Raw genomic sequence first — 18,137 nt, 5'->3', positions numbered from 1 at the left:
CCGTGCCGCACGCCAACGGAACTCTCATACGCCGCGCAGGCCGTCTGCTGCGTACCAGCCTGTTCGCGCAGGTCCTCATCGCCCTTGTCCTCGGCGTTCTCGTCGGACGCCTGTGGCCCGGGGCGGGCTCATCGCTCCAGCCGCTCGGCGACGGCTTCGTCCGGCTGATCAAGGCGATGATCGCCCCGCTGGTCTTCTGCGTCGTCGTCGCCGGCATCACCAAGGCCGGCGACCTCAAGGCCTTCGGCCGGATCGGAGTGAAGGCCCTGATCTGGTTCGAGGTCGCCACCAGCATCGCGCTGGTCATCGGCCTGCTGGCCGGCAATGTCTTCGCCCCCGGCGCCGGGATGCACATCGACCCGGCGTCCCTCGACAAGGGCGCGGTCGACGCCAAGACGGGCGGCGGGCAGCTCCCCTCCGCCGCCCAGTTCGCCCTGGAATCGCTGCCCAACAGCGCGGTCGGCGCCTTCGCCGAGAACTCGCTGCTCCAGGTCCTGGTGCTGGCCTGTCTGGTGGGCGCGGCGCTGCTGCACCTCGGACAGCAGCGGGTGCCGCAGATCCTGCCGCTCATCGAGCAGGCCCAGGACGTGGTGTTCACCATCGTCGGCTACATCATGAAGCTCGCCCCGCTCGCGGTCTTCGGTGCCACCGCCCATCTCGTCGGGGAGTACGGGCTGGGCGCGATGTCGACGTACGGCAAGCTGATCGCGGTCTGCTACGGTGTCGCGCTGGCCTTCCTCGTCCTGCTCGGACTCGCCCTCAAGGCCGTCACCGGGCTGAGCCTGTGGAAGTTCGTCCGTTACACCCGGGAGGAACTGCTCCTCGCGCTCGGCACCGGATCCAGCGAGACGGTGATGCCGCGGATGATGCAGAAGCTGCGGGCCGCGGGCTGCCGGGACGACGCGGTGGGCCTGGTGCTGCCGACCGGCTACTCCTTCAACCTCGACGGCGCCTCCATCTATCTCTCCATCGGCACGCTCTTCATCGCGCAGGCCATCGGCGTCGATCTCTCGCTCGGCCAGCAGATCACCGTCGTCCTGGTGCTGATGCTGACCAGCAAGGGCATGGCGGGCGTACCGGGTTCGGCGTTCCTCGCGCTGTCCGCGACCGCCTCGGCGCTGGGCGTCATCCCGGCCGCCGCGGTCGCCCTGCTGCTCGGCGTCGACCGGATCATGGACTCGATGCGGGTGGCGACCAATCTGCTCGGCAACTGTGTCGCGGTGTTCGCGGTGTCCCGCTGGGAGGGGGCGCTGGACCGGGTGACGGCGAAGCGGGTCATGAACGGCGAGCCGGTTGCGGACGGGCCGGCGGAGAAGGCGGACGGGCCGGCGGGGACGGCCGCCGAGCCGGCCGGCACCTCCGCCGGCTGCGAAAAGTGACGCGCGCGGCCCGGCGGACAACACCGTCCGCCGAGCCGCTGCCTCGTGGCGCCGCCGGCTGATCCTCCCCTGCTCCTCCGCCTGCTCCTTCGGCTTACTCCTTCGGCTGACTCTTCCGGCTTACTCCTCCGGCTTCTGCGAATCCATCCCGGGCCGCGCCTTCTTCCACAGCCCCCGGGTGAAGTCGGGAATCTCCTGGGGCGCGCCCTTCGCCTTGATCGAGAGATCGCTCAGCGGCACCGGCGCGGTCCAGGTCGCCGCGTCATAGACGTCGAAGTCCGGTACGAGGCCCAGCCGGATGCACTGCATCAGCCGGAAGACCAGCATGTAGTCCATTCCGCCGTGTCCGCCGGGCGGGTTGGCGTGCTCCTTCCAGAGCCAGTGGTCCCACTCCGCGTACTTCGCGAAGTCGCCCCACTCGTCGTTGCTCTGGTCGGGCTCGATGTAGATCCGCTCGGGGTAGTCCTCGAAGACGCCCTTGGTGCCGCCGAGACTGTTGATCCGGCTGTAGGGGTGCGGGGTGGAGACATCGTGCTCCAGTCGGATCACCCGGCCCCGGGCGGTCTGGACAAGGCTGATCGTCCGGTCGCTCTCGATGTACGACTCCTTCCAGCTCGGGTCGTTCGCCGGCATGTGCTCCTTGCGGTACGCCGCCAGTCCCAGCGCGGGGGTGCCGAAGCTGGAGATGCGTACGGCCCGGTCGCCGCGGTTGATGTCCATGTAGTTGGCGACCGGGCCGAAGCCGTGGTTGGGGTAGAGGTCGCCGCGCAGCCGGGTGTGCCAGAGGCGGCGCCACGGCCCCTCGTAGTACGCGGGGTCGAACATCAGGCCGCGCAGATCGTGGTTGTAGGCGCCCGCACCGTGCAGCAGGTCGCCGAACAGGCCCGCATGGGCCATCCGCAGGACCCGCATCTCGTTTCTGCCGTAACAGCAGTTCTCCAGCTGCATGCAGTGTCTGCGGGTTCTTTCGGAAAGATCCACCAACTCCCACAGCTGGTCCAGGCGCAGGGAGAGGGGGCATTCCACCCCGACATGCTTGCCGTTGAGCAGGGCGGTCTTCGCCATGTCGAAGTGCCAGTCCCAGGGGGTGGCCGCGTAGACGAAATCGATGTCGCCGCGCTTGCAGAGATTTTCGAAGTCGTGGTCGCCGTTGGTGTAGACGGCCGGCGCGGGCTGCCCGGCGTCGGTGACCTTCTTGGCGGCCTTCGCGGCCTTCTCCTTGACCGGGTCGCACAGCGCGACCACCCGCACGCCGGGCACCGCGAGAAAGAGGTCGATCATGCTGCCGCCGCGGTTGCCGAGGCCGATGAGGCCGACGCGTACGGTGCTGCGCCGCTCGAACGGCACCCCGACCATGGTCTTGCCCTTGGCCTCGGGGACCGCGGCGGCGGCAGTCCCGGTCCCCGGGGCCCCAGGAGCGGCCGCCGCGGCGCTGCCCGCCGTGAGCCCGCCGAGCCCCAGCCCGGCACCCGCCGCGCCGGCGGTCCACAGGACCGAGCGCCGGCTCGGCCCCGCCTCGTCGTCGTGGCCATAGCCGTGGTCGTGGTTCTGCTGTGGTGCCTCGTTCATCGGTCCTCCAGGGAGCGGATGGCGCGCGGGGCATACGTGAACCTCGGTCAGGACCTTGGCGGTTGAGCCACCTGAGGCACAAGAGGGCAAGTTGGACTCTTGGGGCGGCGTGCTTGGACTCTTTTGTTCCGTTCTTTCGTTGCGTTGCCGCAACCGCCTTACGCGGCATCTTTCGCAAGGCGCTGAAATGCCTTGCGCTCGAACCTTGACGTGTCCACGAACGAAACGGCAGGCTCCGTTACGGAATCCCCCCATGGCGGCCTGGCGCGTGGCTGCTCTCGAGGGCGCGGTGTGCCCTGCCGTGCCCGATGACGAAGGAGCCGCAAGATGCAGCATCGTTCCCGTGTGCTGGGCGGGGCGTTGGCCGGTGTGCTGGCCGCGGCCGGCCTGGCCACCCTCGCGCCATGGCCCTCGCAAGCCACCCCACCTGGTGAAAAGACCGTCACGGCCACCCTGTTCGAGTGGCGGTACGCCGACGTGGCCAAGGCCTGCACCGATCAGCTGGGCCCGGCCGGTTACGGCTATGTCGAGGTCTCACCCGCCTCCGAGCACATCCAGGGCGGCCAGTGGTGGACCTCGTACCAGCCCGTCAGCTACAAGATCGCCGGGCGGCTGGGGGACCGGGACACCTTCGCCGCGATGGTGAAAACCTGTCATGGCGCGGGCGTGAAAGTTATTGCGGATGCCGTCATCAACCACATGGCGGCCGGATCCGGTACGGGCACCGGCGGCACGCAGTACACCAAGTACAACTACCCCGGCTACTACCAGGACCAGGACTTCCACGGCTGCCGGAAGAACATCTCCAACTACGGTGACCGCAACGACGTCCAGACCTGCGAACTGGTCGGCCTGGCCGACCTCGACACCGGCAGCGACTACGTCCGTACCACCATCGCCAAGTACCTGGACGATCTGCGGTCACTGGGCGTCGACGGCTTCCGGGTGGACGCCGCCAAGCACATCTCCGCCACCGACCTCGCCGCCATCAAGGCAAAGATGAGCGACCCCGGTTACTGGGTGCAGGAGGTCATCTACGGCTCCGGCGAGGCGGTCCAGCCCGACGAGTACACCGGCATCGGCGACGTCGATGAATTCCGTTACGGCGCCCACCTCAAGAGCGCCTTCCAGGGCGGCAACCTCGCCCAGCTCAAGTCGGTCGCGGACGGCAAGCTCGGCGGCGACAAGGCCCGTACCTTCGTCGACAACTGGGACACCGAACGCAACGGTTCGACGCTCACCTACAAGGACGGCGCGTCCTACACCCTCGCCAATGTCTTCATGCTCGCCTCGCCCTACGGCTCCCCGAACGTCTACTCCGGCTACGAGTGGTCCGACAAGGACGCGGGCCCGCCCAGCGGCACCGACGGCTGGACCGACGAGCACGCCAAGCGGGAGATCACCGGCCTGGTCGGATTCCGCAACGCGGTGGGCTCCGCCGAACTGACCGACTGGTGGGACAACGGCGGCAGCGCCCTCGCCTTCGGCCGGGGAAACAAGGGATTCGTGGCCCTCAACAACGGCGACGGCGAACTCCGCCAGACCTTCGCCACGTCGCTGCCCGCCGGCACCTACTGCAATGTCGCCAAGGCCGCGCCGGACAGCTGCGACGGCAACACCGTCACCGTCGGCGACGACGGCAAGGCGCAGCTGACCGTCCCGGCCAAGAGCGCCGTCGCCCTGCACATCGGCGCCAAGAGCTGACCCCGGTCCGCCCTCCCCGCGGCGGGCCACTCACGCCGAGGCCACATCCGGCCGAGTGGCCCGCTCCAGCTCCATCAGCACCGAGTAGTACCCCCGCCCACCGGTCGCATGATCCATTCCCACCTCGCACATCCGGTTCGCCGACAGATGCGCATCGAAATGCCGCGCCGTGACCTCGGCGGCCTCCTTCGCGGTGGCCGATTCCGTCAGCTCCTTGTGCAGCATCCCGCGGTCGCCCGCGAACGCACAGCAGCCCGCGTCGTCCGGCACCACGACCTCCCGCGCACACGCCTCCGCGACCTCCCGCAGCTGCGCCTCGTCCCCCAGATGCCGCATGGAGCAGGTGGGATGGAGCACGGCGGAACCGACCGTGCGCAGGATCTCCAGATGCGGCAGCAACTCCTCCGCGGCCCAGACGACGGAGTCGACGATGCTCAGCTCGGCGTGCAGCGCGCGGTTGTCCGGCGTCAGATACGGCACGACCTCATGGGCGAGGCCGAGCGTGCAGGAGGACGCGTCCACTACCAGCGGCAGCCGCCCGCCGGCCGTCCAGCCCCAGGCCCCCTCCACAATACGGTTGGCCATCACCCGGTTGCCCTCGTCGTACCCCTTGGAGTGCCAGATGGTGGCGCAGCACGTACCGGTCACATCCGACGGAATCCATACCGGGCGGCCCGCCCGCCGGGACACGGCCACCACCGCCTCGGGGAGCGACGGGCCGCGATATCCGGCCGGTTCGCCGAAGATGCGGTTCACGCAGGCGGGGTAGTAGACGGCGGCCGCCCCCACCTTCGGGGTGACGGGCAGCGTACGGCCGGCGGCGCCCGGGATCTGCGGCAGCCACTCGGGCAGCAGATCCGGGCGTACGGCCCTGCGGGCGGCGCCGGTCACCGATGCGAGCAGCCGGTCGCCGATCCGGTCCGCGGCCGCCACCGCCAGCCGCGCGGACCGCTCCACGGCCTTGAACTGCCGGGCGAACCGCGCGGCCGTCCACTCCTCGCGCGCCGAATGCCGCCGGTGGCGGAAGTCCCGCATCAGCGCGCCGGTGTCGATGCCCACCGGGCAGGCCAGTTTGCAGGTCGAGTCGCCGGCGCAGGTGTCCACCGCGTCATAGCCGTACGACTCCAGCAACTGGGCAGTCACCGGGGATCCGGGCGGCTGGCGCATCATCTCGCGGCGCAGCACGATCCGTTGGCGGGGCGTGGTGGTCAAGTCCTCGCTGGGACAGGTCGGTTCGCAGAAGCCGCATTCGATGCAGGGGTCGGCGACCGCCTCGACCTCGGGAATGGTCTTCAGCCCGCGCAGATGCCCTTTCGGGTCGCGGTCGAGCAGGATGCGGGGCGCGAGAATGCCGTGCGGATCGACGAGCTCCTTGATCCGCCACATCAACTCCGTTGCCCGCGCACCCCATTCGAGCTCCAGGAAGGGAGCGATGTTCCGCCCGGTCGCATGCTCCGCCTTGAGTGAACCGTCGAACCGCTGGACGGTCAGCCGGCAGAACTCGTCCATGAACGAGGCATAGCGCTCCACATCCCCGGGCTGCGCGGCGTCGAAGGCGAGCAGGAAGTGCAGATTGCCGTGCGCGGCGTGCCCGGCGACCGCCGCGTCGAAGCCGTGCCGGGCCTGCAGCTCCAGCAGACAGGCACAGGCGTCCGCGAGCCGGGACGGCGGCACCGCGAAGTCCTCGGTGATCAGCGTCGTCCCGGCCGGCCGGGAGCCGCCCACCGCCGTCACAAATGCCTTACGGGCCTTCCAGTAGCCGCTGAGGGTGCCCGCGTCCCGGGTGAAGGCGTTGGTCACGGACGCCACCGGCGCGACCGGCTCCAGCCCCTCGAGCACCCGCGCGGCGGCCTCCTCGTACGCCCGCTGAGCGGCCTCGTCCGGCGCCCGGAACTCCACCAGCAGCGCGGTGGTCTCCTTCGGCAGCTCCGCCCAGTCGGCCGGGACCCCGGCCACCCGTACGGAGGCCCGTAGCGTATTGCCGTCCATCAATTCCACTGCCCGCGCGCCCGCTTCGTTGAACCCCGGTACGGCCGCGGCCGCGGCGTGCAGCGTCGGGAAGAACAGCAGCGCGCCGGTGGTGTGCCGGTCCAGCGGCAGCGTGTCGAAGACGGTCTCGGCGATGAACCCGAGGGTGCCCTCGGAGCCGACCATGAGTCCGCGCAGAATCTCCGCCGGCGTCGCCCCGTCGAGGAAGGCGTCCAGCCGGTAGCCGTTGGTGTTCTTGATCGCGTACTTGGCGCGGATCCTGGCCACCAGCGCCGGGTCCGCCTCGATCTCCGCCTTCAGCCCCAGCAGCCCGGCGCACAGGGCGGGTTCGGCGTGCGCCAGCTCCGCGTCGGCTTCCGGTTCCGCGGTGTCCACGATCGTGCCCGAGGGGAGGACGACGGTGACCGAGGACATCGTCCGGTAGGAATTGCGGGTGGTGCCGGCCGTCATCCCCGAGGCGTTGTTGGCGACCACCCCGCCCAGGGTGCAGGCGATCGCGCTGGCCGGATCGGGGCCGAGCAGCCGGCCGTGCCGGGCGAGGGCGGTATTGGCCCGCAGGACCGTCGTACCCGGCCGGATCCGGGCGCGGGCGCCGTCGTCCAGCACCTCGATCCCGGCCCAGTGGCGGCGTACGTCCACCAGGATGTCCTCGCCCTGCGCCTGCCCGTTGAGCGAGGTGCCGGCGGCCCGGAAGACGACATTGCGGCCCTTGCCGTGCGCGTACGAGAAGACCGCGGAGATGTCGTCGACGTCCTCGGCCAGCACCACGACCTGCGGCACGAAACGGTACGGGCTGGCGTCGGAGGCGTAGCGGACCAGATCGGAGATCTTGTGGAGCACCTTGTCCGGGCCGAGCAGGGCGATGAGGTCGCCGCGCAGCGGCTCGGGGGTGCCGGATGCCCGCCCGTCGGCCACCCTGTCGTGGGCGGGGCCGGCGGTGGCGGTGGGCCGCAGGGCTCCGGGCTTCGGCTCCAGCAGGGGCATGACGGCACTCCTCCGGGTCGGCCGGGCGCCCTCTAGTGCTGCCTACCCGGCCCGTCCACCAGGGTGGACAGCAGGCCCCCGAGCACCTCGCACTGTTCGGCGGTCAATGGAGCCAGGATCTCCTCTGCCGCGGCCCGCCGCGCGCTGCGCAACGCGCGCAGCGTGGACCGGCCGGTGTCGGTGAGCTCGATCCGAATCACCCTGCGGTTGGCCGGATCCGGCACCCGCCGCACCGCCCCGTTCGCCTCCAGCGCGTCGACCAGCGTCGTCACCGCCCGCGGTACGACCTCCAGCCGCTCGGCGAGGTCGGCCATCCGGGGCGGGGTATCGCGGCAGTGGTCCACGATCCGCAGCAGCCGGGACTGCGCCGGGGTGAAGGCGATGTCCAGGTCCTCCAGGTGGTGCTTCTGGGCGCGGTGCATCCGCCGGGTCAGCCGCATCAGCTGTTCGGCGACGTTGGAGGTGCTGCTCGTCGGCTCGGGGGAGGGCATGTCGCGAGGATAGCGGATAGCAGGACCTTGTTCATTGTGAGCTTAGGTAACAATGAGCTAAGCTCCACGATGCTTGCCCGTGCCCGTCCCCTCTCACCTCTCCCGAAGGAGCCCATGCGCCGCGACGAACCCGACTGGACCCCGCCGCCCAAGGACCCCGAAGCGCCGGTCCCACTGCGGCGGATCCTCACGCTCTTCCGCCCCTACCGCGCCCGGCTGGCCTTCGTCGGCCTGCTCGTCGGCGCCTCCTCCCTCGTCTCCGTGGCCTCGCCGTTCCTCCTCCGCGAGATCCTGGACGTCGCGATCCCCGGCAGGCGTACCGGACTGCTCACCCTCCTCGCCCTCGGCATGATCGCCACGGCCGTCACCACCAGCGTCTTCGGCGTCCTGCAGACCCTGGTGTCCACCACGGTCGGCCAGCGCGTCATGCACGACCTGCGCACCGCCGTCTACGCCAAGCTCCAGCGGATGCCGCTGGCCTTCTTCACCCGCACCCGCACCGGCGAGGTCCAGTCCCGGATCGCCAATGACATCGGCGGCATGCAGGCGACCGTCACCTCCACCGCGACCTCCCTGGTCTCCAACCTGACCTCCGTGGTCGCCACCATGGTCGCCATGGTCGCCCTCGACTGGCGCCTGACCGTCGTCTCCCTGCTCCTGCTCCCGCTCTTCGTCTGGATCAGCCGCCGGGTCGGCAACGAACGCAAGAAGATCACCACGCAGCGGCAGAAGCAGATGGCGTCGATGTCCGCGATGGTCACCGAATCGCTGTCCGTCAGCGGCATCCTGCTCGGCCGCACGATGGGCCGCGCGGACTCCCTCACCAAGAGCTTCGCCGACGAGTCCGAGCGCCTGGTCGGCCTCGAAGTCCGCGCCAACATGGCCGGCCGCTGGCGGATGGCCACCATCGGCATCGTCATGGCCGCCATGCCCGCGCTGATCTACTGGGCGGCCGGCCTGGTACTCCAGCTCGGCGGCCCGAACTTCTCGATAGGCACCCTGGTCGCCTTCGTATCGCTCCAGCAGGGCCTGCTCCGCCCGACCGTCTCGCTGCTGTCCACCGGCGTGCAGATGCAGACCTCCCTCGCGCTCTTCCAGCGCATCTTCGAATACCTCGATCTGCCGGTCGCCATCACCGAGTCCGCCCAGCCGGTCAGCCTCTCCTCGCCACGCGGCGAGGTCCGCTTCGAGAACGTGACGTTCGCCTACGACCCCGAGGCCGCACCGACCCTCGACGGCATCGACCTGACCCTCCCCGCCGGCGGCAGCCTCGCCGTCGTCGGCCCGACGGGCAGCGGCAAGAGCACCCTGAGCTATCTGGTGCCACGGCTCTACGACGTCACCGCGGGCCGGGTCACCCTGGACGGGGAGGACGTCCGCGACCTCACCTTCGACTCCCTCGCGCGCTCGGTGGGCGTCGTCTCCCAGGAGACCTACCTCTTCCACGCCTCGGTCGCCGACAACCTGCGCTTCGCCAAACCGGACGCCACCGACGACGAGATCGAACGCGCCGCCAAGGCCGCCCAGATCCACGACCACATCGCGTCCCTCCCCGACGGGTACGACACCCTCGTCGGCGAGCGCGGCTACCGCTTCTCCGGAGGCGAGAAGCAGCGCCTGGCCATTGCCCGTACGATCCTGCGCGACCCGCCCGTCCTCGTCCTGGACGAGGCCACCAGCGCCCTGGACACCCGCACCGAACACGCCGTCCAGCGGGCCATCGACACGCTGTCCGAGGGCCGCACCACCCTCACCATCGCGCACCGCCTCTCCACCGTCCGCGACGCCGACCAGATCGTCGTCCTGGACGCCGGCCGGATCGCCGAACGCGGCACCCACGACGAACTCCTCGCCGCCGACGGACGTTATGCGGCCCTGGTGCGCCGCGACACCCACCGGCCCCCGGCCGATGCCCCGGCCGAATCCCCTGCAGGCCGGCGTGACGCACACCTCACCGCTGGCGACGATCAGGTGATGACCGCTAAGTAACCCACGGGTAAGGTCATTCTCGCGGCGGCCAGTTCAGTGGTCGGGGCGGCCGCCGCACCCACTCGTCGATCCGGGAGATCTCCGTGGCAGCCAGCGACCGTTCGGCCCGCCTCCTGGCCACGCTCCTCGCGGGCGCAGGCGCCGCCCATTTCGTCGCCCCGAAGCCGTTCGACGCGATGGTGCCCCGGCGGCTGCCCGGCACCCCGCGCACCTGGACCTACGCCAGCGGTGCCGTCGAACTGGCCGTGGCCGCCGCCATCGCCCTGCCCCGCACCCGCCGGGCCGGAGCGCTGGCCGCCGCGGGCCTGTTCGCCGCAGTCTTCCCGGCCAACATCAAGATGGCCCACGACTGGCGCCACCGCCCCGCGCCGCTGAAAGCCCTGGCCTACGGCCGTCTCCCCGCCCAGGCGCCGCTCATCGGCTGGGCCCTGCACACGGCACGGGCGGCTTCCCGCGACGCCGGGCCCGCACCGCAGCCCCGGCGCCCGTAGCCTCCTGGCGTGACCGCGCCACCATCCACCGCCCACTTCGCCCCCCGGTCGTCTGCCCGGCCGATGGCGTAAGTCCCCTGTGTGAGGCCGGATGTGGCGGCGTGGTCAGAGAGTGGCGAGGTCCACGGCCGCGGCCATCACCCGGTACCCCTCGTCGCTCGGGTGTTTGTGGTCGCCGCTGTCGTACCCGGGCGCGAGCGCATCCGTATCGGCCGGGTCCGCGAGCGCCGTGGCGAAGTCGACGACCGCGTCGAACTCTCCCGACTCCCGCATCCAGGCGTTGATCTCCCGCCGCTTCGCCTCGGCGACCGGTGTGTGGTACTCGGCCCCCTTGAACGGCAGGATCGTGCCCCCGATGATCCTGACTCCCGCCGCCCGCGCCTGGACGATCAGCTCCCGGTAACCCGCGATCACCTCGGCGACGGAGTTGTCCGGATCGGGCTTGAACATCGGGTGGTCGATCTCGCTGAACCCGAGGTCGTTCAGCCCCACCAGCACGACCACGGAACGCACCCCCGGCTGGTCCAGCACATCGCGCCGGAACCGGTCACCGGCCCGGTCCCCGAACCACGCCGAGTCGTTGAGCAGCAGATTCCCGCCGATGCCCTGATTGAGTACGGGCCGCGGCGTCCCCTCGGCGGCGAGGCGCTCGGCCAGCGCGTCCGGGTAGCGCCGGTTGCCGTCGATGGTCGAGCCGAACCCGTCGGTGATGGAGTCGCCGAGGAGCACCACCGTGTCCCGTCGCGCCGGCCCACCGTCCGCCAGCTCGACGGCGGCGAGGAAGTACCAGGACACCGTCGTTTCGCCGAACACGGCCGGGTCCGCGTCCGCCAGTTGCTCGCCGGCCGCCCGGTAGGTGGTGGCGTAGGCCTGGGCGTGGAAGGAGGCGGGACCGGTCGGCCGGGCGAAGTACAGCGACACCGTCAGCGACTCGAACGGTGCCACGCTCACCCCCGCGGCGTCGCTGTAGACCTCACCGCCCGCCGGGATCACCACGGCCGGCGCGCCCTCGAAAGTGAGCGTACGGACCGTCCCCGCCTCGACGGCCGCACCCTTGTCCGTACGCGCGATCGTGGCGCCGGCCACCTCCAGCGGGGCGGCCCCGTAGCGGTTGGAGAGCTTGATCCGCGCCGAGGTGCCGGAGCCGGTGACCCGCACGATCTGCCGTACGGTCTGGTCCGCGAAGCCCTCCTCGGCCCAGTTCTTGTGGAATCCGATGCTGGGGAGCTGTACCGCCGCGGCCCAACCCGCTTGCCAGTCAGGGGAGTTGCTGTGGCTGTTGCGGTTCATGATGGCTGTTGCCTCTCTCTGTCCGGCTGCTGCTCGGTGGCGATGACAGAGAGTCTGCCGACGGGCGCGAGGGCTACCCAGACCTCTGGGCTTGGTACGCAGCGGGTGCCTACCAACGGGAGGGTCACCCTCCCATCGGCCCGCACGGATGCCGCTGCGGACACGCCCTACGCGGGCGAGTGCCGATACCCGTAGTGGTACGTCCGAACGCAAGGCAACAGGAATCAGCAGGGCCGAACATCCCTCATGCCTACGGCAAGACCGCCGCACGCCACTGCCGTGCCACCCGTACGCCACATTGCCGCCCCTCGCACTCCACTGCATCCCCCGCGGGGTGCCGCGGCCGGTCCGTCTGAGGGGCATCGCCGGTACGGTGGACGTCCGCTCGGGCCCAGGAGCCCGTCCCCTCGGATCGCGAGATATCTGATGAATCAGCCCGCAGCCCACACCTACCTGGCCGCGGCCGTGGTGGTGCACAACGCGCGCGTGTTGATCGTGCGCCGTAGCTACAGCGAACGCTTTCTGCCCGGCGCGTGGGGCGTGCCGTGCGGCAAGCTGGACCGTGGGGAGACCGCCGAGAGCGGCGCCTTGCGGGAGCTCAAGGAGGAGGCCGGAATCCTTGGCACCATCGTCGCGCACACCGGCTCGTCGATGTTCCTGAGTGACTATCAGGGTCGTCGAGTCCGCAACCACCAGGAGAACTTCGCCGTCCGTCCGCTGACCCTGGACGTCGTGCTACCCAGCGCGGACCAGGCCTACCTCTGGGCCCGGCCCGCCGAGCTGGCCGGGATCGGCGTGGACGCCTACAACCTCGATGTCATCCGGCAGGCCCTCGGCGGGCGGCTGGACGCCTCCGGTTTCCGCACCCCGACGACGCTCGGTCCCCTGCGCTTCGCACCGGCCGGGATCAGTAGCCCAAAGACGTGGCCAGAGCGTCGAGTTCGGCGAGATAGAGGGCCGGCGCCAGTGGAGTCTTGGGCGGCGGAACCGGTCGCGCGCCGCCGGCGCCGCTCCTGACGTAGACATCGGTCACGGACCGCAGCGCCGCGGTCTCCAGGAACAGCGTCACGGTCGGCTCCTCGCTCACCACTCGGTGCAGCGCCTGGGCCTCGAGGCCGTAGCTGCTCCCGGCGCCATAGTGCTCCTCGCGCACCAGCCGCAGCCGCGCGTCCCCGACCCGCCGGAGTCGCCACGCCCCGCCGGGACCGTCGATGGACTCCCGGTAGGCGATCGCCGGCATGCCCTCCGCCGGCGTGCGTTCCGCGGGCGCACCGTCCCGTGACGCGGCATCCGCGACCGGGCCGGCCGGCGGTGCGCACGCAAGCGGCTCGTAGCACTCCATACGGACCCGGCCGCGCACCACCGCCGAGGCGATCGCGCACCGGTGGTTGTGGATGTCCTCGGGAACCGGTCCGGTCCCGCCGTGCCAGAAATGGACCCGCAGCATGTAGCGCGGGGCGCCGCCGAGCAGCAACAGCTTGTCGAACCCGAGCACATGGCGGTACGAGAGCCGGGTGCAGCCGGGCAGATCCTGATCGCCCGCGGATAATCGGCGCGCCAACGGACCGAGCGTGTCCGGGCGCGCCAGCCGGGAGACCGCCTCCCGCGCCGCCTCGGGCGACGGCGGCAGCGGCCCGCCGCCCAGCCGGTCCGACAGCAGCCGCCGGGCTTCCTCGACCTGCATGCCTGCCTCCCGTTCACCCGCGCCGCCGACCGCCGGCGGGCCGCGTGCACCCGAATCCGGCCGCCCTTTACGGCCGGTAGACCATCAGCGCATGCCGGCGCAGCACCGACAGGCCCTGATACGTCATCCACACCGGGTGTCCCATGGGCCCGTCGTCCCACCGCCACACCCCGCCTTGCTGCATGCCGTGGACCCGCGCCACGGCAGTGGTCAGCTGCGCCTCCCACACGGCCACCCCGACGCCGTCCGCCGCTATCCGCCGCGCCCCGTCCGTCATCAGCGCACGGGCCACCCACGCGGCCGCGAAATGCCGTACCGACAGCAGCTCTTGATGCAGCGGATCCTCCTGGCCCGGCCGCCGTACCTCCTCCTGACAGCTCTCCAGATCGCCCGCGCCGCCCGCCAGCAGCCAGCGCAGCCCCTCCTCGCGCACCGCATGCTGCCGCGCATCCTCACCCAGCACCCGCGCCGCCCGGTCCAGCGTCACCACAGCCCGCGCGGTGTGCGCCGCGGACGGCGCGGGATTGCCGCGCCCCGTGGTCAGCGCCGCTCCCCAGCAGCGGTGGTTGCCGCGTACGGGATCGCTCGTGGCGCCGTTCACCAGCACATTGCGCAGCCCGCCCAGCGCGGCCGAACCGGGCGCGGCCCGCAGCAGCCCACGCAGCACATTCGTCACCACATAGGTGTTGGCCAGCCCCGGCGCGTCATGCTCCGGGTCCAACAGCACCTCACAGGAGCGGACTTCGGACTCCAGCAGCCGGGGATCGGCCCCGGCCCGCGCCAGTGCGCCCAGCACGATCGCGGTCACCTCGGGGCGCGCCCCGCCGCCCTGCGAGCGCGCGGCCCAGCCGCCGCCGGGCAGCCGCAGCCGCCACAGCGTCTCGGCGACCTCACCGGCCCGTATTCGGCCGTCGAGCGGCGCGATGTCCAGGAGGAGATGCAGGCCGTAGGCCGTACCGAACGCCGTCGGATGCACCGGCGGATCGTTCTCCGCCAGGGAGTGCGGCCAGCCGCTGAGCGGCCCCCGGCCGGGCACCTCGATCACCGAGAGGCCGCGCCGCAGCGTCTCGTACGCGCCGTCCATCAGCTCCGGCAGCGAACCCGCCGGCGACGGGGTGAGAGCGGGCGCCGGCGGCCGCGCACCGGCCGCGGCGCGGGCCTGCACCAGGGCGGCCGCGAGCCAGACCGCCACGCCCGCCCCGACGCCGGCCGTCGCCGCCACGCCATACCGCGCCACCTCGCCCGCCAGATTCTCCGGCAGGACCCCCAACAGCGCCTGGAACACCGCGAACGCGGCGGCCGGCGCGCCCAGCCGCCCGAGCCAGGTGAGCACCCGGGAGGGAGCGGAGGCGGGCGCATCCGACGGCGATCGCGAGGGCGCTCCGGGACCCGGAGCGGGCCTCCCGCCGCCCGCGCGGGACACCTGTGGTCGTACGCGCTGCCGCAGCATCCTCTGCTCCCTCCCCCCGGACGGCGCAACCCCGCACCTGATGCGCGGATATGGCATCCCGATCAGTCTAAAAGTCCCCACTGACAACGGGGTCGCACACCTGTCGGAGCCCGCGGACGCGCCCCGCGCCCGTCCCGAGAACTCAGCCCGCCCCCTCGTCGGCCGCCAGCAAAATCACCTCCAGCGTCCGCGGCCCGTGCACCCCCTCGACCCGGTCGAGCTCGATATCGCTGGTCGCGGAGGGGCCGGAGATCCACGTCAGCGGCCGGCCCGGCGACAGCCGCGGCAGCGCCTCGGGCACCGAGCCGACGACCTGATCCGGGACGCGTACGACACAGATGTGATGGTCGGGCACCAGCGTGATCCGGCGTCTGCCCTGGTCGGGCCCCGCATCCAGCACAAGGGTGCCGGTCTCGGCGATGGCCACCGCGCAGCCCGTCACCACACTGTCCACGGCATCGAGTTCATAGGGCGTGGTGGACGTACGGTCCTCGACGGCGGTGACATCGGAGCCCGCCAGCCATGTCGCCTCCAGTCCCGGCGGCACCACCACCGTCCGGGCCCCGCGCTCCGTCAGAAGCCGGCCGATCAGCGCCGCCGGCCCCTCCGCGCCACAGCGATGCACGATCGCCCGGTAGTCCGCGAGGTTCTCGGCGAGCAGATCGACCGTCTCCGCGGTCGTCCGCGAGCCGTGCACCCGCCGGTAGTCGCGGGCCACCGGCGGATCGCCCGGCCGCTCACCGCCCGGCACATCCGCCAAGGCCCGCCGCACCCGCCCCAACACCACGTCCCGGCCGCTCACTTGGCGCCTCCCTGCTGCTCCGGTGCGGTCTCGCCGCGGGTGCGCTGCCACCAGTCGCGGAACGACTCGGCCGGCACCGCCGGCAGATCACGGGTGTCCGACCAGGCCCGCCCCGGCCCCGGCAGCCGCCGTGGGTGGAGCCGCCTCGTGCGGGCTGCCAGGCGCATCCCGGCGCGGAGCACCCCCGGACGGTCGAAAACCCAGCCCGCCGCGCGCATCGCGGCCCGCTCCGCGGCGTGCCCCTTGGCCGGTTTGAGGACCGTACGGGCCCCGCCCCGGGCCACCGGACCGCCCTGCACCACCCGCTCCCGCAGATGCACCAGCACCTCGGGGATGTCGATGGCCACCGGGCACACCTCGTAACAGGCCCCGCACAGCGACGAGGCATAGGGCAAAGAGGCCTCCAACGGGCCTGCCATACCGCGTAGTTGAGGGGTGAGGATGGCGCCGATCGGGCCGGGGTAGGGCGAGCCGTACGCATGCCCGCCGGCTCGCTCGTACACCGGGCAGACGTTCAGGCATGCCGAGCAGCGGATGCAGCGCAGCGCCTGCCGTCCGACGGTGTCGGCGAGGGTGTCGGTGCGCCCGTTGTCGAGGAGGACCAGATGGAAGGTCTCCGGGCCGTCGCCGTCCGTGGTCCCCGTCCAGGTGGAGGTGTACGGGTTCATCCGCTCGGCGGTGGACGAGCGGGGCAGCAGCTGGAGGAAGATCTCCAGGTCCTGCCAGGTGGGCACGACCTTCTCGATGCCGACGACGGAGATCAGCGTCTCGGGCAGGGTCAGACACATCCGGCCGTTGCCCTCGGACTCGACGACCACCAGCGTGCCGGTCTCGGCCACCATGAAGTTGGCGCCGGAGATCCCGACCTTCGCCGACAGGAATTTCTCCCGCAGATGCAGCCGCGCCGCCTCCGCCAGATCGGCGGGCGTGTCGGTCAGCCCCTCGGGCGCCGGACGGCCCCAACTACCCATCTCCCGGCGGAAGATGTCCCGGATCTCGGAACGGTTGCGGTGGATCGCCGGCACCAGAATGTGCGACGGCAGATCATTGCCGAGCTGCACGATCAGCTCCGCCAGATCCGTCTCGTACGCGCGGATACCGGCCTCGGCCAGCGCCTCGTTCAGCCCGATCTCCTGCGTCGCCATCGATTTGACCTTGACGACCTCCCGCTCGCCGGTCTCCCGCACCAGCCGGGTGACGATCCGGTTGGCCTCGTCGGCGTCCGCCGCCCAGTGGACCTGCCCGCCCGCTTCGGTGACCGCCGTCTCCAGCTGCTCCAGATAGTGATCGAGATGGCGCAGCGTACGGTCCTTGACGGCGGCGCCCGCGGCCCGCAGCTGCGCCCAGTCGTCCAGCTCGGCGACGGCCTTGGCCCGCTTGTCGCGGATGGTGTGGGTGGCGTGGGTGAGATTGGCGCGCAGCTGCGTGTCACGGGTGGAGGCGGCCGCGGCCTTGGGGAAGGCGGGCATGCCCAGATAGGTGCCGCTCACCGCGCGCTCCCTTCCGTACCGGCAGGCGTACGGCGCCCGGCGCGGTCCTCGGTGCCGTTCCCGGCACTGTCCTCGGTGCCGGCCAGGATTTCGGCGATGTGGACCGGGCGGACCGCGGCGCCCTGCCGGGCGAGGGTGCCGCCGATGTGCAGCAGACAGGAGTTGTCGACCGTACAGACCGCCTCGGCGCCGGTCTCGAGGACATGGCGGACCTTGTCGGCGCCCATCGCCGCCGAGACCGCCGGATTCTTCACCGCGAAGGTGCCGCCGAACCCGCAGCACTCCTCGGCGCCCGGCAGCTCGCGCAGCTCCAGCCCCTTGACGTGCGAAAGGAGCCGCCGGGGGCGGTCGCCCAGGCCCAGCATCCGCAGCCCGTGGCAGGTGGGGTGATAGGTGACGGTATGCGGGTAGTAGGCGCCTACGTCCTCCACCTTCAGCACATCCACCAGGAACTCCGTCAGCTCGTACGTCTTGGGCACCGCGAGCGCCGCCGCGTCGGCGAGCTCCCGGCCACGGCCCTCGGCGGCCGCCTTCGCCCCGATCCGCGGGTAGTTGTCCCGCACCATGGCCGCGCACGAGCCGGACGGGGTGACGACGTACTCGTAGTCCTTGAACGCCCGGTCGAAGCGGCGTACCAGCGGCTCGGTGGCGTGCCGGTAGCCGGTGTTGAACTGGGGCTGGCCGCAGCAGGACTGCTCGGCCGGAAAGTCGACCTTCACCCCCAGCCGTTCCAGGAGGGTGACCACCGCCTGCCCTGTCCGCGGATGGAGCGCGTCATTGATACAGGTGACGAACAGTGCGACACGCACGTTGCCATCTCCTTTC

General features: G+C 71.3%; 14 protein-coding genes. 5 read left to right on the top strand and 9 right to left on the bottom strand.

The features are described from left to right. Positions 1-2: 2 nt before the first annotated feature. The gene (locus ACZ4S3_RS01520; RefSeq protein WP_467924409.1) at positions 3-1,379 is read left to right on the top strand and encodes a cation:dicarboxylate symporter family transporter; all 1,377 of its coding nucleotides are present in this window, start codon (positions 3-5) and stop codon (positions 1,377-1,379) included. A gap of 120 nt (positions 1,380-1,499) precedes the next feature. On the opposite strand, the gene ACZ4S3_RS01515 is transcribed toward ACZ4S3_RS01520, so the two are convergent. Beyond that, the gene (locus ACZ4S3_RS01515) at positions 1,500-2,948 is read right to left on the bottom strand and encodes a Gfo/Idh/MocA family protein (RefSeq protein WP_467924407.1); all 1,449 of its coding nucleotides are present in this window, start codon (positions 2,946-2,948) and stop codon (positions 1,500-1,502) included. A gap of 327 nt (positions 2,949-3,275) precedes the next feature. Here ACZ4S3_RS01515 and ACZ4S3_RS01510 point away from each other — a divergent pair, with 327 nt between their 5' ends. After that, on the top strand, positions 3,276-4,652 hold the full coding sequence (locus tag ACZ4S3_RS01510) for an alpha-amylase (protein WP_467924405.1): 1,377 nt from the start codon (positions 3,276-3,278) through the stop codon (positions 4,650-4,652). 30 nt (positions 4,653-4,682) lie between these two features. Here the strand turns inward: ACZ4S3_RS01510 and ACZ4S3_RS01505 are convergent, their stop codons facing one another. Next, entirely contained in the window at positions 4,683-7,625 is a 2,943-nt protein-coding gene (locus ACZ4S3_RS01505) for an FAD-binding and (Fe-S)-binding domain-containing protein (RefSeq protein WP_467924403.1), read from the bottom strand. Positions 7,626-7,657: 32 nt separating this feature from the next. Further along, positions 7,658-8,116 carry a MarR family winged helix-turn-helix transcriptional regulator gene (locus tag ACZ4S3_RS01500; protein WP_467924401.1) on the bottom strand — a complete coding sequence of 153 codons (459 nt, stop codon included), beginning with the start codon at positions 8,114-8,116 and terminating at the stop codon, positions 7,658-7,660. Positions 8,117-8,230: 114 nt separating this feature from the next. Here ACZ4S3_RS01500 and ACZ4S3_RS01495 point away from each other — a divergent pair, with 114 nt between their 5' ends. Beyond that, complete coding sequence (locus ACZ4S3_RS01495; RefSeq protein WP_467924399.1) at positions 8,231-10,105, top strand: ABC transporter ATP-binding protein; 1,875 nt, start codon at positions 8,231-8,233, stop codon at positions 10,103-10,105. An 83-nt stretch (positions 10,106-10,188) separates the two neighbouring features. Beyond that, positions 10,189-10,596, top strand: coding sequence for a DoxX family protein (locus ACZ4S3_RS01490; RefSeq protein ID WP_467924397.1), 408 nt, complete (start codon positions 10,189-10,191; stop codon positions 10,594-10,596). Between the two features lie 105 nt (positions 10,597-10,701). On the opposite strand, the gene ACZ4S3_RS01485 is transcribed toward ACZ4S3_RS01490, so the two are convergent. Then, positions 10,702-11,886: an SGNH/GDSL hydrolase family protein gene (locus ACZ4S3_RS01485; RefSeq protein ID WP_467924395.1), complete on the bottom strand. Its 1,185-nt coding sequence runs from the start codon at positions 11,884-11,886 to the stop codon at positions 10,702-10,704. A 426-nt stretch (positions 11,887-12,312) separates the two neighbouring features. Here ACZ4S3_RS01485 and ACZ4S3_RS01480 point away from each other — a divergent pair, with 426 nt between their 5' ends. Then, positions 12,313-12,903, top strand: a complete 591-nt coding sequence (locus tag ACZ4S3_RS01480; RefSeq protein ID WP_467924393.1) for an NUDIX hydrolase — start codon at positions 12,313-12,315, stop codon at positions 12,901-12,903. On the opposite strand, the gene ACZ4S3_RS01475 is transcribed toward ACZ4S3_RS01480, so the two are convergent. The 5 genes from ACZ4S3_RS01475 to ACZ4S3_RS01455 all read right to left on the bottom strand — a co-directional run bounded on the left by ACZ4S3_RS01475 (position 12,794) and on the right by ACZ4S3_RS01455 (position 18,121). Continuing rightward, the gene (locus ACZ4S3_RS01475; RefSeq protein WP_467924391.1) at positions 12,794-13,570 is read right to left on the bottom strand and encodes a hypothetical protein; all 777 of its coding nucleotides are present in this window, start codon (positions 13,568-13,570) and stop codon (positions 12,794-12,796) included. The genes ACZ4S3_RS01480 and ACZ4S3_RS01475 overlap by 110 nt on opposite strands. A 67-nt stretch (positions 13,571-13,637) precedes the next feature. Further along, positions 13,638-14,903, bottom strand: coding sequence for a hypothetical protein (locus tag ACZ4S3_RS01470; protein WP_467924389.1), 1,266 nt, complete (start codon positions 14,901-14,903; stop codon positions 13,638-13,640). A 259-nt stretch (positions 14,904-15,162) separates the two neighbouring features. After that, on the bottom strand, positions 15,163-15,822 hold the full coding sequence (locus tag ACZ4S3_RS01465) for a LutC/YkgG family protein (protein WP_467924388.1): 660 nt from the start codon (positions 15,820-15,822) through the stop codon (positions 15,163-15,165). Then, a complete protein-coding gene (locus ACZ4S3_RS01460) occupies positions 15,819-17,312 on the bottom strand; it encodes a lactate utilization protein B (RefSeq protein ID WP_467924386.1) in 1,494 nt (497 codons plus the stop codon). The genes ACZ4S3_RS01465 and ACZ4S3_RS01460 overlap by 4 nt, the downstream gene beginning before the upstream one ends. Further along, on the bottom strand, positions 17,309-18,121 hold the full coding sequence (locus ACZ4S3_RS01455) for a (Fe-S)-binding protein (RefSeq protein WP_467924384.1): 813 nt from the start codon (positions 18,119-18,121) through the stop codon (positions 17,309-17,311). Before ACZ4S3_RS01455 ends, ACZ4S3_RS01460 begins: the two co-directional genes overlap by 4 nt. Between the last annotated feature and the right edge of the window lie 16 nt (positions 18,122-18,137).

It is taken from the genome of Streptomyces sp. NPDC028368, from assembly GCF_055565615.1.
The sequence above is the reverse complement of the archived record's forward strand: the minus strand, read 5'-3'. Positions and strand labels throughout refer to the sequence as shown.

Excerpts from the sequence above, each read along its gene's own strand:
- ACZ4S3_RS01500 (WP_467924401.1), bottom strand. The coding sequence starts at position 8,116 with ATGCCCTCCCCCGAGCCGACGAGCAGCACCTCCAACGTCGCCGAACAG.
- ACZ4S3_RS01505 (WP_467924403.1), bottom strand. The coding sequence starts at position 7,625 with ATGCCCCTGCTGGAGCCGAAGCCCGGAGCCCTGCGGCCCACCGCCACC.
- ACZ4S3_RS01495 (WP_467924399.1), top strand. The coding sequence starts at position 8,231 with ATGCGCCGCGACGAACCCGACTGGACCCCGCCGCCCAAGGACCCCGAA.
- ACZ4S3_RS01515 (WP_467924407.1), bottom strand. The coding sequence starts at position 2,948 with ATGAACGAGGCACCACAGCAGAACCACGACCACGGCTATGGCCACGAC.
- ACZ4S3_RS01480 (WP_467924393.1), top strand. The coding sequence starts at position 12,313 with ATGAATCAGCCCGCAGCCCACACCTACCTGGCCGCGGCCGTGGTGGTG.
- ACZ4S3_RS01485 (WP_467924395.1), bottom strand. The coding sequence starts at position 11,886 with ATGAACCGCAACAGCCACAGCAACTCCCCTGACTGGCAAGCGGGTTGG.
- ACZ4S3_RS01510 (WP_467924405.1), top strand. The coding sequence starts at position 3,276 with ATGCAGCATCGTTCCCGTGTGCTGGGCGGGGCGTTGGCCGGTGTGCTG.
- ACZ4S3_RS01475 (WP_467924391.1), bottom strand. The coding sequence starts at position 13,570 with ATGCAGGTCGAGGAAGCCCGGCGGCTGCTGTCGGACCGGCTGGGCGGC.